Consider the following 216-nt stretch of genomic DNA (forward strand, 5'->3'; position numbering starts at 1 on the left):
CTCTTCGCGGACAAGTCCGCTCCTACAGGACACCGCGAACTCCCGTGGGAGCGAGCTTGCTCGCGAAGACAGTATTCCTGACGCAGAAAATCCATCGACCGCAACGCCCTCTTCGCGAGCAAGCTCGCTCCCACAAGGCACCGCAAACTCCAGTAGGAGCGAACTTGTTCGCGAAGGCTATAGTCCTGACGCAGCGACTGCACTGCCCTCTTCGCG

The 216-nt window shown here is 60.2% G+C and carries 1 protein-coding gene; it reads left to right on the plus strand.

Annotation, left to right across the window (positions count from 1 at the left end):
• The coding region (locus tag GE543_RS27595; RefSeq protein WP_153222767.1) for a hypothetical protein at window positions 1-216 on the plus strand (216 nt) is incomplete at both ends.

This window comes from Pseudomonas sp. SZ57 (assembly GCF_009495975.1).
Lineage (GTDB): Bacteria > Pseudomonadota > Gammaproteobacteria > Pseudomonadales > Pseudomonadaceae > Aquipseudomonas > Aquipseudomonas syringae.